We start from the raw sequence: 15,215 nt of genomic DNA, 5'->3' as shown, positions 1-15,215 counted from the left end.
CGCAGTCGAATGCACCAGCAAGGTATGTCTCACCGGGCGGACAGCACCTAGCGGGCGAACTGAGGGCGGGGCGGGGCGTCCCCGGGCGGCGTGGGGTGAGGCCGCCGGCCCCCGCCGGCATCCGAGATGGATGGGGCGCCGGCGGCCCCCGTCAGGGCAGGCGGCGGCGCAGGGTTCGGAAGGTGGCGGCTGTTGTGGCGGCGGCGAGGGTCAGGATGATGGCGGTTTCGACGAGTTGGATCGGCCAGTAGTGGGCGGTGGGGTGGATGCTCGCGTAGAAGTCGACCGCTCCGTGGTCCGCCAGGCAGGTGGCGAGGTCGCCGGGGGCGGCCTGGGCGCCGCAGTCGAGGCCGCTGGCGCGTTCTCCTGACTCCAGGATCATCCCGAACTCGACCTGGTCGACGTGGTTCAGCTCCGGCCCCCACGGGCCTCGGACCTCGTTCGCCGGCCAGAGGGAGGACCGGACCCGGTCGCCCAGGTGGTACGCCAACCAGATGCCGCCGAGGGCCAGGCCCGCCGCCGGGAGGGTGCGCCGGGTGAGCAGCGCCGCCAGCGCGCCGAGCGCCAGTCCGAGCAGGACGTACGCCGGGCCCACCGGTCCGGCGGCGTGGAAGTACTCGCTGTTCCAGCGGTTGACCCCGTTGTCGGGACCGGTCAACCACGACCACCGGAACAGCGCGGTCAGCGCGGCCGTTCCGCCGAGGAGCGCGGCCGCCGGGACGGCCAGCTTCGCGGCGAGCCAACGGGCCGGAGTGACGGACTGGGTCCAGGCCAGGGTGGCGGTGCCGCGTTCCAGTTCCCGGCCGATCAGCGCGGCGCCCAGGCAGGCGGCGACGGCGCACGGCAGCCAGGCGAGGAGTTGGGCGTTCCGGAGTTCGTCACCCCTGGTCAGCGCGGCTGCCCCGGCGACGACCAGCGCCGCCCAGCCCAACAGTGGCACGCGGTGCAGTCGCAGCAGCGCCCGGGCGATTCCGTGGCGCGGGAAGTGCGAGAGCGTGGTCATGCGGCGGCCTCCTGGTTCGGGGTGGGCGAGGCGCTCCCCGTGAACAGGGCGGGGGCGCCGGGGTTGCGCAGGTGGGCCAGGACCAGCTCCTCCAGGGAGGGCCGCTCGACCAGCCACGAGGCCGCGTTGACCGGCCCCCGCGAGCGCACCAGCGCGGTGTGGCCACGGCCGGTCGCGCCGGACTCCACGACGGTGTGCGGCGCGAAGTCCGGGGAGGTGCCGGTGAGTCGGGCGTGCGCGGCCAGGATGTCCTCGTTCTCGCCAGCGAGCCTGATCCGCCCGTTGCCGAGCAGCAGCAGGTAGTCGCAGACGCCCTCCAGTTCGGCGAGGACATGGGAGGACATGACGACGGTGGTGCCGTGTTCGACGGCGACGGCCAGCAGGATGCCCATCAGCCGGTGGCGCGCGAGCGGGTCGAGGTCGGCCATCGGCTCGTCGAGCAGCAGCAGTTCGGCGCGCTTCCCCAGGGCCAGCGCGAGGGCGACCCGGGTGCGCTGGCCCCCGGAGAGGGTGCGGATTCTCGCGTTCGGCGCCAGGCCGACGCTCGACGCCAGGCCGACGCTCGGCGCCGGGTCGGCGCCGTAGGCGACCCGTTCCGCCGCCTCCTGGTCCCAGCGCCCCCGGTTGAGTTCGGCGCCGAGGCGGAGCGTGGCGGCCACGGTGAGCTGCGGGTAGAGGGGGCGGGTCTGCGCCACGTAGCCGATCCGGGCCCGGGACTCGGCCGGGCCGGCGCCGAGCACCCGCAGCGTTCCGGCCTCAGGGCGGAGCATTCCGGCCGCCAGGGACAGGAGCGTGGACTTGCCGGCCCCGTTCGGGCCGACCAGTGCGCAGATGCGCCCCTCGGGCAGCCGGAACGAGCAGTCCCGCAGGACCGGTTCGCGGCGGCGGCCGTAGCGCACCACGAGCCCCCGTGCCTCAAGTGCCGCTGGTTTCCTGCTCATTGCTCTCCCTCGGTGAACTCCTGCTCCAGAGCGGAGCCGAACAGCGCGGCGACGTCCTCGCGGTCGAGGCCCGCCGCGCGGGCGCGCCTCATCCAGTCGGTCAGCTCGTCGGCGAACGGCGCGCGGGTGGCCGCCGCCGTGCGCAGCGACCTCCGCACGAACGTGCCGAGGCCGCGCCTGGCCTCCACCAGGCCCTCGCGCTCCAGTTCGCGATAGGCCTTGAGCACGGTGTTCGGGTTGATGGCGGTCGCCTCGACGACCTCGCGGGCGGTGGGCAGCTGGTCGCCGGGCTCCAACAGGCCGAGCCGCAGGGCCTGCTTCGTCTGCTGGACGATCTGGAGGTAGGTGGCCACCCCGGTCCTCCGGTCGATCCGGTACTCGATCACCCAACCACCCTTTCATTAATTGAGTAGTGAAAGGGTGGTGGAAGGGGCGGCGGCATGTCAAGTCCCAATGGGTGACCTGTTCTTGGGGTGGGAGAGGGGCGGGGGCGGGTACGGCGGGCCGGTCCACGCGCGTGTGGTTCGGCCGGCCGGGACACTGTCACCATGTCGCCCACCCGACGCGGCCGTGGCCGCCTCCCGCGCGTCGAGGGCATCTTCGCCTCCGACATACAGGTGTTCCGTTTCTTTGCGGATGGAACGGTCCTCGACGTGTTGGTCAAGCCGGCCCCCGGGCCCGACCAGGCCGCCGCGATCGAGGGCTGGCTGCGGCCGGGCACCGCCCAGCGCGGCGTGCACCGCTCCACCTACGCCGTCAGCGGCGGACGGCTGTCGTTCACGACCCGGAGCCATGTCAACGAGGCCCGCATCACCGTCCAAGGGGTGTGGCGCGGTGGGCAGTTGGTTCTCGACCTGACGGGCGGGGGACGTGTGGAGAAGGCCCGTCGCTTCCAGCGTATCGACGTCGGGCGTTCGCTCCGGTGAACTCAGCCGGCGCGCTCCCGGACGGCGCGCCCGCGCCCGGTCCGAGCGTGCGGTTCGCGCCCAACCCGTCGTGGGCTGCCGCCCGCCGGGCGGTTCGCCGTAGAGTCGGGCAGATGGCCAGTGAGGCGTTGTCGTCAGCGGAGCTTCCGCCGCCGTGGTTGGCGCGGCCGGCGGGGGTGGGGCCCGGGCGGGGGGTCGTCGCGGGGTTTGACCGGCTGTTGGCGGGGTTGGGGCGGCCGGGGCCGGGTGGGGCGGTGCCGGTGATCGAGTACCGGCTGGCCGCGCCGAAGTGGCGGTTCCTCTGCCACGCCGTGGACGTCGGTGGGCTGCTGCTGCACGGCAGCGGCGATCCGGACATCCGGGTGCTGGAGCCGCGACAGCCCGAGGACGACTCGGAGTTGGGCAGCCGCCCCGGGGTCTACGCGGCGGCGGACGGCATCTGGCCGATGTTCTTCGCCACGGTGGACCGGGAGCGCCACCGGTTTCTCATGAGCAGCATGGGCGCGCGGCCGGGCGATCTGGGGCCTCCGGCGCCCGCGTTCTACTACTTCTCGCTCACCGCCGAGGTGCTGGCGCGGCGCCCCTGGCGGGCGGGCAGCGTGTATCTGCTGCCGCCCGACGGGTTCGAGCTTCAGGCCCCGATGGTGGCGCGCGGCGTCCGGGTGCGGCCGGCGCAGGCGGTCTGTCCCCGGCCGGTGCGGCCGGTGGCGCGGATCGCGGTGGAGCCGGCGGACTTTCCGTTCCTGGGGCAGGTCCTGCCGCACGACGACGAGGAGTTGCTGGCGATGGCGGCGGCCGAGCCGTTGGGCTTCCCCTGGTTGGGGCACTGAGCGGCCCGGAACACCTTGGGGCGCCTGGGGCGTATCCACTTCGTGAACAGTTGTCTCATATTTCGGACAAAGGCTTTCCCGGAGCCGTCCGGGTGGGCTAGGTTGCTCCGCAGGTCAAGAGTGCCAGCGCCAAGTCCCGGCTTGCTGGCCGGCAACCCTCCTGCACGGTGGGGTGCCCCCGGGACGACGACCCGGCCGCGGTGACGCGGCAAGCGTGCTCCTCGTGAGAACTCGTCCCGGTCCTCGGCTCCCTGGGCCGCGTTCTCGTCACGTACCCGACACGTTTGCCCCGCCCTCTCGGCCGCCCAGCGACCGAGCACGACGAGGCGGACACCATGAGCACCACCCCCGAGACGAAGGCCGTGGCCGGCCAAGTGGCCGACGACATCGGCCGGTTGGCCGGCCTGAACGAGCGGATCGCGGCGGCCCGCGCCGGGAAACCGCTGGTGATCGAGCGCGCCCAGGCGGCCGGCGAGGCGCTGTTCGAGGGGAACGCGCCGGTGCCCGCGCCCGTGCGCCGGGGCCTGGCCGCGCTGGCCGCCCGCTGGCACGGGCTCGACGACCTCGTGCGCCACCACGCGGAGCGAGACGGCGATCCCACGTTGTGGGACGACGCCCCGCCCGCCGACCCGGCGCTGCGCGCCGCCGTCGCCCATGTCGATCTCGTCACGGTCTCCCCCGCGTTGGCCACCCGCGAGGACCTGGACCGGCTCGTCGCCGCCGGCTGGTCACCGGACGCCGTGGTGACCATCTCCCAGACGGCGGCGTTCACCGCGTTCCAGGTCCGCGCCGTTCAGGGACTGCGCCTGCTCCAGGGCCACCCCGTCGTCCCCGCGCCGGCGCCGGCGCGCCCCACGCCCGGGCGCGGCCGCCGTAAGAGCACCGCGCGGACCGCCGCCAACGGGCGGGAGCGCCCGGTCGCCTACACCCGCGAGCTGCTGTCCTGGACGGCCTGGGTGCCGCCGGTGCCGACCGACGAACTCACCGAGGAACAGGAGGCGTCGTTCCGGGGCAAGACCAACGGCGAGTACTTCCGGCTGCTGTCCCGGCTGCCCGCCGTGCTGGCCGCCCGCACCGCGCTGGACGCCGCGATCTTCGCCACCCGGGAGGGACTGCCGCGCGCCGAGCGCGAGTTGGCCGCCGCCGCGACCAGCAAGGTGACCGACTGCGTCTACTGCGCCTCGGTGCACGCCCGCAAGTCCGCCCAGCTGTCGAAGCGCCCCGAGGACGTGGACCGGCTGCTCGCGGTCGCCCTGGAGCGGGACGCCGACTGGCTCCCGCTGGACACCGCGCCGTTGGCCGAGGGCCAGGACGAACGCTGGGCGGCGATCGTCGCGTTCGCCGCCGCCCTGGCCACCACGCCGGTGACCGCCACCCCCGAGCACGTCGCGCGGCTGCGCGCGCTGGGCCTGACCGACGCCGAGCTGACCGACCTGGTGGCGGCGACGGCCTTCTTCGCCTGGGCGAACCGGCTGATGCTCAGCCTCGGCGACCCCTACTGGCCGGACGACCCGACGACGACGGCGACGCCCCGGCCCTGACCCGGGTCCGCCTGGCCTGCCCGCAGCCGCCCGCCCCGGCCGTCCCGCCAGGCCGGCACCCCAAGCGAACGCCCCCCGAGCGAACAACCCCGAAACGAACGACCCCGAAACGAACGATCCCGAAACGGAAGCACCATGAGACAACGCCACGCCCGCGCGTCCGCCCTCCTCGCCCCCGTCGTCGCCCTCGCGCTGGGCGTCGGGGCCTGCGGGACCGTCACCGAGGAGTCGCCGGAGGAGGGCAGCGGCAGCGGCGCCGGCAACGGCGGCGCGGAGGGACTCACCGTCGTGGACGACGTCGGCCGCACCGTCGAACTGGACGGGCCGGCCGAGCGCGCGGTGATCCTCAACAGCTACGGCAACGAGTTCGCCCAGGCCATCGGGGCCGGCGACCGGGTCGTCGGCTATGACCGCGTCTCGGCCTCGCGCCTCCCCTACCTGGAGATATCCGACGACGAGGTGGTCAGCGAGGACCTCCAGGAGATCAACTACGAGTCGGTCGTCGAACTCGACCCCGACGTGTTCATCCTGCCCCGCAACGGCGCCTGGCAGGAGGCCAGCGAGCAGCTGGAGTCCTTCGGCATCCCGGTGGTCGTGGCCACCGCCTGGGACTTCGACGTCTTCCACGAGACGGTGGACCTGCTGGGCCAGGTCTTCGGCGAGCCGGAGGGCGCCGAGCGCGTCGCCGGCTTCTACGACGAGATCTTCGGCGTGATCAGCGAGCGCGTCGCCGACGTCGAGCCGGTGCGCGTCTACTGGGAGACCGAGCAGCCGTACCTCACCGGGCTGCCCGGCTCCGGATTCGACCAGATCATCGTGGCCGCCGGCGGCGAGAACGTCTTCGGCGACCTGGACACCGGCGGCGACGAGCAGGCGGAGACGACGGTGGACCCGGCGTCGATCCTGGAGCGCGACCCGGAGGTCGTGGTCCACGAGTTCGGCCCCTCGGCGGAGCCCACCGGCCAGGACCGGTTCGACACCCTGGCCGGGGAGCTGTTCGGGCGGGCCGGCTGGGAGAGCCTGTCGGCGGTCGAGGACGGCCGCGTCTTCGTGACCAACGGGTGGGCCACCAGCGGTCTCTCGAAGGCCATCGGGGCGCTGTACCTGGCGAGTTGGCTGCACCCTGACGCGTTCGCCGACGTCGATCCGGACGCGTATCTGGCGCGCTGGGTCGAGGAGTTCCAGGGCGCGGACTTCCCGGGCGCCGACGCGTACATCCAGAGGGTGGCCGATTCGCGATGAGCCCCACCCCACGGGACCCGGCGGCGACCGCCGTCCGGGCCGAGTTCGAGAAGGGCGACGGCGCGGCGGGCCCCGGAACAGGTGGCCCGGCGGCCGGCGTTGGCGCGGGGGCAGGGTCAACGGGCGGCGCGGGGGCAGGGTCAACGGGCGGCGCGGCGGCCGGCGTTGCCGCCGAGAACGCCGCCGGCCGGTCGCGTCGGCGGCGGCCCGCGTGGGCCGGGCGGCCGGCCGTGCTGTGGATCGGCGCCGTGGTGTCGGTCCTGGTCTCGGCCTGGTGCGTCACGGCCGGCACGACCGACGCCGGGCTGCTCGACGTCTGGCACGCGGTGCGGCTCCGCGTCTTCGGCGGCGTCCTGACCGAGGACTTCGCCCAGACCTACTCCGTGATCATCAACCTGCGGCTGCCGCGCGTGCTGTTGGCCTTCGCGGCCGGCGCCGCGCTCTCGCTGGCGGGCGTGGTCATGCAGGGCCTGCTGCGCAACCCGCTGGTCAGCCCGTTCACCCTGGGCGTCTCGCCGGCCGCCGCGTTCGGCGCCGCGCTGGCGATCCTGCTGACCGGCGGTTCGGCCGGCTCCGGCTCCTGGCTGGTCATCGGCTGCGCGCTGGGCACCGCGCTGGGCGTCTCGGCGCTGGTGCTGGGCCTGGCGTCCGCCAAGGCGATGTCGGCGGCGACCCTGCTCCTGCTGGGCATCGCGCTCACCCAGCTGTTCGAGGCGATGACGGCGGCCCTCCAGTTCGTGGCGGACGAGAACACCCTCCAGGCGATCGTCCGTTGGACCTTCGGCTCGGTGAACGACGCGGGCTGGAGCGACGTGGGCCTGGTCGGGGCGTGCACGGTGGCGGCGCTGCCGCTGCTGCTGTGGTTCAGCCGCGATCTCAACGCCATCGCGTTCGCGGGCGACGACGCCGCCAAGAGCCTGGGCGTCCATGTCACGGCGGTGCGGGTCGGGCTGATCGTGGTGTCCGTGGTGCTGGCCGCCGTGGTGGTCTCGTTCTGCGGGGTGATCGGCTTCGTCGGCCTGGTGGGCCCGCACATCGCCCGGCTGGCGATCGGCGCCGACCACCGCTATCTGCTGCCGTTCTCGTTCCTGACCGGCGGGCTGCTGCTGGTGGTCGCGGACACGGTGGGCCGCACCGTGCTGGCGCCCTCGGTGATTCCCGTGGGCATCGTGGTCGCGTTCATCGGGGCCCCGGTCTTCATCAACCTCATCCTGACCAGGAGGGCGGCGCAGTGAGTCTCGACGTCGCGTCGGTGCGGTTCGCCTACCGGCGCAACCAGGTGCTCAAGGACGTCACCCTGTCGGTGGCCGAGGGCGGGTTCTGCGCGCTGCTCGGCCCCAACGGTTCCGGGAAGTCGACGCTCACCAAGATCATCGCCCGGGTGCTGGCCCCGGCCGGCGGCTCGGTCTCGTTCGGCGGCCGGGACCTGCTGGCCAGTGCGCGCCGCGAACACGCGCGGGTGGTCGGCTATGTCCCGCAGTCGGGGGCGACGCCGTTCGACCAGACCGTGCGGGAGGCCGTGCTGTTGGGGCGCACCCCGCACATCGGGCTGCGGCCGACCCGGCGGGACTGGGCGACGGTGGACGCGGCGATCGAACGGCTCGACCTGTCCGAGCTGCGCGACCGCCCGCTGTCCCAGCTGTCCGGCGGGCAGGCCCAACGGGTGCTGATCGCACGGGCGTTGGCGCAGCAGCCCCGGGTGCTGTTGCTGGACGAGCCGACGTCGGCGTTGGATCTGCGGTACCAGATCGAGACGCTCCAGATCGTCCGTTCGGTGACCAGGGAGGAGGGGGTGACCGCGTTGATCGCGATCCACGACCTCAACCACGCGGCGCACTTCTGCGACCAGGCGGTGCTGTTGGACGGCGGGCGGGTGGTCGCGGACGGGCCGCCGGCGGAGGCGTTCGACGCGGCCGTGCTCAGCCGAGTGTACGGGCTGGACGTGCGGGTCACGCGGGGCGAGCACGGCGTCGAGGTGCGGCCGGCGGCGCTGGAGCCGGCGTTGGCGACGGGGGCGGCGGGGGCGACGGCCGCGACGGGGGCGGCGGGGAACGGTGCGGCGGCTGCGGCCTTCGGTGGCGGGCTGCCGGCGGCGAAGCCGGCGGAGCCGGCGTGACGGCGCGCGGAACGGGCGGGGCCGCTGTGCCGGCGGCGCGGGGAACGGGCAACGCGCCCCGGAGCGCGGGCGGTCGCGTGACCTTCGACGCCGTGGTGGTGGGCGGCGGGCCGCGCGCGGTCGCGGTCGTGGAACGGCTGACCGCCCGCCACCGGGACGACGCGCCGCCGCTGCGGGTCGCGCTCGTTGACCGGATCGAGGTCGGCGCCGGCGCGACCTGGCGCACCGACCAGTCCCCGTTGCTGCTCAACAACACCTACAGCGCGCACACCACCATCTACACCGACGCGTCCACGCCGATGACCGGGCCGGTGACGCCGGGCCCCGACCTGATCACCTGGGCCAGGGAGAGCGAGCCGCCGCCCGACCGCCCCGGGTGGGTGGCCGAGGAGGCGGCCGCGCTGCGCCCCTGGTCCTATCCGAGCCGCCGCATCCAGGGCGTCTACTACCGCGAGCAGTTGGCGCGCGCGGAGCGCGCCGGGCGGGTGCGCGTCACGCGGGTGCTGGGCACGGCGGTTGACCTGACCCGGCGCGCGGACGGCACGCGCGCCGTCCGGCTGGCCGGGGGGCGTGAACTCGCCGCCCGCACCGTGGTGTTGGCGCAGGGCATGGTGCAGGCGAAGCGCTCGCCCCGGGTGCGGGCCCTGGTGGCGGCGGCGGAACGGGACGGGCTGGTCTACATCGAGCCGGGGATGCCGGCCGAGCGGGACTGGGACCGGGTGCCCGCGGGGGAGACCACGCTGGTGACCGGCCTGGGCGCGAACTTCTTCGACGTGGTGGCGCTGCTCACCGAGGGCAGGGGCGGGCGCTTCGAGTCGGCCGGCGACCCGCTCCGGCCGGCGCGCCTGCGGTATCGGCCGAGCGGGCGCGAGCCGCGCCTGGTGGCCGGCTCGCGGCGCGGCCTCCCCTACCGCGCCAAGGCGACGTATCCGGACGGCTTTCCGCCGAGGTACGAGCCGCGCCTTGCCACCGCCGAGTGGTTCGCCGGGGTGGCGGCCGTGCCGGGGCAGGACTTCGTGCGCGACGTGTGGCCGCAGCTGGCGCGGGAGTTCGCGTGGGCGCAGCTGTCCACGCTGTTCGCGCACCGCCGCCAGGCGCTGGTGCCCGGCGCGGACGAGGCGGAGACGCTGGACCGGCTGCGGGCCGCCGTCGACAACGATGAGGTGGACCGGGTCATCGCGACCACGGTGGCCTCGGCGCGCTGGGCGATGTCCGTGGCGCGGCTGGACCGGCCGCCGGAGCCGGGGCCGGTGGCCCCGGAGACCTGGCGGCGGTGGGTGCGCGAGCACGTGGACGACGAGTTGGACGCGATGCACGCGCCGCTGACCCACCCGCGCAACGCCGTCAACCGCGCGATGGCCGCGCTGCGCGGGTCGGTGCGCCGGCTGGCGACGGCCGGCGCGCTGGACGGCGGCAGCGTGGCGCGGGACGTGGACGGCTGGTTCAACCGGCTCGGGCTGGCGCTGGCCTCGGGGCCGCCGCCGGACCGCACGGCGCGGGTGCTGGCGCTGATCGACGCGGGCGTGCTCGAACTGCTCGGCGAGGACAGCTCGGTGACCCATGAGGAGGGCTGGTTCATCGGCAGGTCGGCGGTGACGCGGCCAACGCCGGTGCGGGCGCGGGTCTTTGTGGAGACCCGCATGTCGAAGGGGATCGTGACCGACACCGACGACCCGTTGCTCGACGGGCTGTTGCGCGACGGGCGGGCCCGGCTGCACGGCTGGCCCAGCGCGTCGGGGCCGCCGGTGTCGAGCGGCACCCTGGACGTGACGCCGGACGGCTTCCACCTGGTGGACGCCGAGGGCGTCGCCGATCCCGGGGTGATCGTGCTGGGCATCCCGGCGGAGGCCGTGCAGCCGGGGTCCGCCATCGGTGCCACCCCCGGCTCGCCCTCCCCGCTGCTGGCCGGGGCCGACCGGGCGGCGGCCCAGGTCCTCGACCGGGCCGGGACCGGCCGGGCCGGGGCCTCCGGAACGGTGGCGGGCGGGGACCACACGGTTCCGACGGCCCGCCGTTCGCCAACGTGACGTCGACCATTGCCAGTTAGTGAACCCGTGGGTAGTGTTTGGTCGCTTTTGGGGAGCACTGCCTGGGGGGATCATGGCGCGACCGTCTGACTGGTCACCGGTGGACATGGACCGGGACCCGACGCCTGGGGACCCGGACGAGGTCCGCGAACTCGCCGACGATCTCCAGGAGTTCGCCGACGACGTCGGCGAGGCGCTGGGCAAGATCCGGGGGTTGGCGTCCGAGCGCGCCGTTCTGGACTGGGCCGGCCTGTCCGCCGACGCCTTCCGCCGCGAGTTCGACGGCGTGCCCGACAACCTCACCAAGCTGGAAGACTCCTACAGTCTTTGCGCCCAAGCACTTCACACCTACTGGCCCAAGCTCCAGACCGCCCAGGGCATGGCCGACCGGGCGTTGGACCGGGCGATCTCCGCCCAGGCCGATCTCACCTCCGCCCAGTCGGCGCTCGGGGATGCCACCGACTGGGTGGGGCGGGCCGGCGACGAGGCCGAACGCCTCCAACGCGAGGGCGAACGCGACAACGTCGAACCCCCCGACGAGAACGACGTCCGCGCGGCGGCCCGCGACCAACAGGCCGCCGAGGCCGCCGCCGGCGCCGCGCAGGGCCGCGTCGACGACGCCCAGGAACGCCTCTCCGCCGCCCGCCAACTCGCCCTCGACGCCCAGGAGATGCGCGAAGAAGCCGCCCGCGAATGCGCCCGCGACATCGACGAGGCGTCCGACGCCGGCATCCAGAACCGCAAATGGTGGCAGAAAGCCATCAAATGGGTCACCGACAACTGGGACACCCTCGTCGAGATCTGCAAGGTCATCGTCGCCGTCCTCGGCATCGTCGTCATGATCATCGGCGGCCCCCTCGCCTGGGTCGTCCTCGCCGCCGCCCTCGTCGTCCTCGCCGACACCCTCATCAAATACGCACGCGGCGAAGCCGGCCTCCTCGACGTCGCCTTCGCCGCCCTCGACTGCATCCCCGGCATGAAGGGCCTCACGACCCTCGGCGGACTGGCGCGCGGCCTGCGCGGCGGGCTCGGCGCGGCAAGGACCGGACTGCGGGGCCTCGGCCAGGGAATTCGCGGGCTGGGCCAGGGCCTTCGCCGGATGGGCCGCCAGGGCGACAACCTGATCTGCCGCACCGACCCCGTCGACATGGCCACCGGCGAGATGGTCATGGAGGCGGTGGACGTCGAACTCCAGGGCGTGTTGCCGCTGGTGATCCGGCGGCACCACCGGTCCAGCCTGCGCGAGGGCACCTGGTTCGGCCCGTCCTGGTCCTCGACGCTCGACCAGCGCATCGTCCTGGACGCCGGCGGCGGCCGGCTGATCACCGACGACGGGATGATCCTGGACTACCCGGCGCCGCTGCCGGACACCCCGGTGCTGCCGGTCGAGGGCCCCCGTTGGCCGCTGGCCTGGTCCGGCGAGCCCGGCGACCCGCTGACCGTGCACCGCCCCGACAGCGGGCAGACCCTGCACTTCGCGTCCGTCCCCGGCCGGCGCGGCGGCGAACTCCCGCTGGTCGCCATCACCGACCGCAACGACAACCGGATCAGCGTCGAGTACGACGCCGACGGCGCCCCGTCCGCCGTGGTCCACCACGGCGGCTACCGCGTCGGCGTCACCACCAGGGACCGCAGGATCACCGAACTGCGCCTGCTCAGCCACCCCGAGCGCCCCCGCCTGCTCGGCTACGGCTACGACGCGGCGGGCAACCTGGCGGAGGTCGTCAACTCCTCGGGCCTGCCGCTGCGGCTGCGCTATGACGAGAAGCGGCGCATCACCGGCTGGGAGGACCGCAACGGCGTCACCTACGCCTACGACTACGACGAGGCGGGCCGCTGCGTCGGGACCCGGGGCGTTGACGGATTCCTCGACAGCCGCATCGGCTACGAACCCGAGCGGCACCGCACGCGGTTCACCGACTCGCTCGGCAACACCACGGTCTACGAGTTCAATGACTGCTACCAACTCATCGCCGAGACCGACCCGTTGGGGCACCGGACCGAGCGCGCCTGGGACCGCTACGACCGGCTCCTCTCCGTCACCGACCCGGTGGGCAGGACCGTCCGTTACTCCTACGACGAGGCCGGCGAGCTGACCCGGATCGAGCGGGCCAACTGGCACGCCCTCGACATCACCCGCGACGAGCGGGGCTTCGTCACCGAGCTGGCGGAGGCCGACGGCTCGCGCTGGCGGATGGAGTACGACGAGCGCGGCAACAACACCGTCGCGGTGGCGGCGGACGGCAGTAGCACGCGCTGGGAGTTCGACGCCACCGGCGCCATGGTCGCGGTGACCGACGCGCTGGGCCGCACCACCCGGCTGACCAACGACGCCGCGGGGCTGCCGATCGCCGAGACCGACCCGCTGGGCGCCACCACCCTCCACCGCCGCGACGCGTTCGGCCGGATCGTGGCCACCGTCGACCCGTTGGGCTCCACCGCGACCGCCGAGTGGTCCGTCGAGGGGCATCAGCTCTCCCTCACCGACGCGACCGGCGCCACCCGCCGCTGGGCGTACGACGGCGAGGGCAACCGCGTGTGCGAGATCGACGAGAACGGCGGGATCACGCGCAACGAGTACGGCCCGTTCGACGTGCTGACCGCGCGGACCACGCCCGACGGCGCCCGCACCACCTGGCGCCACACCACCGAACTGGCCGTCGCCGAGGTCACCAACCCGCTGGGTCAGACCTGGAGTTACGCGTATGATGCGGCCGGCCGCATGGTCGCCGAGCGCGACTTCGAGGGCCGCGAGGTGCGCTACGAGAAGGACCCGGCCGGCCAGGTGACCGCCAGGACCAACGCGGAGGGCCAGCGGGCCGCATTCACCTACGGGCCGCTCGGCCAGGTGATCCGCAAGGACGTGGACGGGCAGGTCACCACCTACGAGCACGACGCGACGGGCCGGCTGGTGCGCGCCGAGGGGCCGCACGCCGAGGTCACGTTCGACCGCGACACCACCGGCCGGATCGTCGGCGAGTCCGTCAACGGCCGGTCCCTGCGCTACTTCTATGACGCGATGGGGCGCATCAACCGGCGCACCACGCCCAGCGGCCGGACCACGGACTGGTCCTATGACGCGGCCGACCGCATCACCGGGCTGCGCGTCGCCGGCCGCTCGCTGGGCTTCGACTACGACGAGGCCGGGCGCGAGATCGGCCGCTCGCTCGACGGCACGCCGGTGCTCGAACAGCGCTGGGACGCCGAACACCGGCTGCTGGAACAGCGGGTCACCGGCGGCGACCGGACGCTGGGGCGCGCCTACCGCTACCGCGCCGACCACCGCCCGGTGGCCATCGGCGGCACCCGGTTCACGCTGGACGCGATGGGCCGGGTCACCGAGGTCGAGGGCGGGGGCCGCCAGGAGAGCTACGCCTACGACGCGGCGGGCAACGTCGCCGCCTCGCGCCTGCCCGACGAGGAGGCGGCGCGGCCGCACGAGCGGGCGGAGCGCGTGGTCCGCGCCGGCCGGTTCCGCTACGAGTACGACCGGGCCGGGCGCATCGTTCTCAGGCAGCGGGTCCGGCTCTCCCGGAAGCCCGACACCTGGCGGTACACCTGGGACGGCGAGGACCGGCTCGTCGAGGTGACCACCCCGGACGGCACCCGGTTCAGCTACCTCCACGACCCGGTGGGCCGGCGGATCGCCAAGTGCCGGCACACGGCGGACGGTTCGGTGGCCGAGCGGGAGGACTTCGCCTGGTTCGGCACCACGCTGGTGGAGCGGACCGCCGCCGACGGCACCGTCACCACCTGGGACTACCAGGGCCTCCACCCCGTCGCGCAGACCGAGGGCCGGGTCCCCCGCCCCGGCGAGGACGGGCCGGGAACGTTGCCCCAGGGCGAGGTCGACGACCGCTTCTGGGCGATCGTGACCGACCTGGTGGGCACGCCGACCGAACTGGTTTCCCCCGGCGGCACGGTGGCCTCCACCGCGCCCCGCACGCTCTGGGGCGCGCCCACCCCCGACGCCGACGAACCGGCCGGCCGCCAGGGCGAGTTGACCCCTCTGCGCTTCCCCGGCCAGTACGCGGACGAGGAGACCGGCTGGCACTACAACCTGCACCGGCACTACGACCCGCACCTGGCGCGCTACGCCTCCCCCGACCCGCTCGGCCTGATGCCGGCGCCCAACGCGACCGCGTATGTGGACAACCCGACCACCACCTCGGACCCGCTGGGCCTCATCAGCTGCGCGCTGAGCCGCTACGCCGACCGGCTCCAGTTCCGCGCCGGCAAGCAGGGCGTGAAGTTCGCCTCGGAGTACACCTCGCCCGCCGGAGTCACCTACTTCGGCCACAACGTCAAGGGACAGATCAACTTCGTGCCCGGCGGCGTGATGGAACGCCTGGTCCGCATCCAGGGCCACCACGGGCACTGCGCCGAGATCATGGCCCTGGCCAAGGCGGAGTGGCGCGAGGGCCCGGCCGCGCTGCGCGGCGGCAGCATGGACACGGTCCGCGTCCGCAGCCCCCGGGGCGACCAGGCGATGCACGGCCAGCCGGCCCACCCCTGCGAGTCCAACTGCCAGCCCCTGCTGGACGCGCTCGGCATCAGCTACTGACGCACCGGACCGGCCCCCCAGACCG

The 15,215-nt window shown here is 74.1% G+C and carries 11 protein-coding genes and 1 riboswitch; of the genes, 8 read left to right on the top strand and 3 right to left on the bottom strand.

Annotation, left to right across the window (positions count from 1 at the left end; genetic code table 11):
- Positions 1-151 precede the first annotated feature (151 nt).
- The 3 genes from FH609_RS20130 to FH609_RS20120 are packed head-to-tail and all read right to left on the bottom strand — an operon-like array spanning position 152 to position 2,330.
- On the bottom strand, positions 152-1,003 hold the full coding sequence (locus FH609_RS20130) for an ABC transporter permease (protein ID WP_139672527.1): 852 nt from the start codon (positions 1,001-1,003) through the stop codon (positions 152-154).
- Entirely contained in the window at positions 1,000-1,944 is a 945-nt protein-coding gene (locus FH609_RS20125) for an ABC transporter ATP-binding protein (protein ID WP_139672530.1), read from the bottom strand. The genes FH609_RS20130 and FH609_RS20125 overlap by 4 nt, the downstream gene beginning before the upstream one ends.
- Entirely contained in the window at positions 1,941-2,330 is a 390-nt protein-coding gene (locus FH609_RS20120) for a GntR family transcriptional regulator (RefSeq protein ID WP_139672533.1), read from the bottom strand. Before FH609_RS20120 ends, FH609_RS20125 begins: the two co-directional genes overlap by 4 nt.
- Positions 2,331-2,492: 162 nt before the next feature.
- On the opposite strand from FH609_RS20120, the gene FH609_RS20115 reads away from it, so the two are divergent.
- The 8 genes from FH609_RS20115 (at position 2,493) to FH609_RS20080 (ending at position 15,190) form a co-directional block, all read left to right on the top strand.
- Positions 2,493-2,870: a hypothetical protein gene (locus FH609_RS20115; protein WP_139672536.1), complete on the top strand. Its 378-nt coding sequence runs from the start codon at positions 2,493-2,495 to the stop codon at positions 2,868-2,870.
- Positions 2,871-2,983: 113 nt separating this feature from the next.
- Positions 2,984-3,700, top strand: a complete 717-nt coding sequence (locus tag FH609_RS20110) for a hypothetical protein (protein ID WP_139672539.1) — start codon at positions 2,984-2,986, stop codon at positions 3,698-3,700.
- Positions 3,701-3,812: 112 nt separating this feature from the next.
- A riboswitch (SAM riboswitch) is annotated at positions 3,813-3,921 on the top strand.
- A gap of 114 nt (positions 3,922-4,035) precedes the next feature.
- A complete protein-coding gene (locus tag FH609_RS20105; protein WP_139672542.1) occupies positions 4,036-5,241 on the top strand; it encodes a peroxidase-related enzyme in 1,206 nt (401 codons plus the stop codon).
- A gap of 135 nt (positions 5,242-5,376) precedes the next feature.
- A complete protein-coding gene (locus FH609_RS20100; RefSeq protein ID WP_139672545.1) occupies positions 5,377-6,483 on the top strand; it encodes an ABC transporter substrate-binding protein in 1,107 nt (368 codons plus the stop codon).
- Complete coding sequence (locus tag FH609_RS20095) at positions 6,480-7,718, top strand: FecCD family ABC transporter permease (RefSeq protein WP_226961829.1); 1,239 nt, start codon at positions 6,480-6,482, stop codon at positions 7,716-7,718. Before FH609_RS20100 ends, FH609_RS20095 begins: the two co-directional genes overlap by 4 nt.
- Complete coding sequence (locus tag FH609_RS20090) at positions 7,715-8,599, top strand: ABC transporter ATP-binding protein (RefSeq protein WP_139672548.1); 885 nt, start codon at positions 7,715-7,717, stop codon at positions 8,597-8,599. Before FH609_RS20095 ends, FH609_RS20090 begins: the two co-directional genes overlap by 4 nt.
- Positions 8,600-8,676: 77 nt before the next feature.
- On the top strand, positions 8,677-10,626 hold the full coding sequence (locus tag FH609_RS20085; RefSeq protein ID WP_139672551.1) for an FAD/NAD(P)-binding protein: 1,950 nt from the start codon (positions 8,677-8,679) through the stop codon (positions 10,624-10,626).
- Positions 10,627-10,699: 73 nt separating this feature from the next.
- Entirely contained in the window at positions 10,700-15,190 is a 4,491-nt protein-coding gene (locus FH609_RS20080) for a DUF6531 domain-containing protein (protein WP_139707890.1), read from the top strand.
- Positions 15,191-15,215: the final 25 nt, after the last annotated feature.

The sequence above is a fragment of the Streptomyces sp. 3MP-14 genome (assembly GCF_006334905.2).
Lineage (GTDB): Bacteria > Actinomycetota > Actinomycetes > Streptomycetales > Streptomycetaceae > Streptomyces > Streptomyces triticirhizae.
The sequence above is the reverse complement of the archived record's forward strand: the minus strand, read 5'-3'. Positions and strand labels throughout refer to the sequence as shown.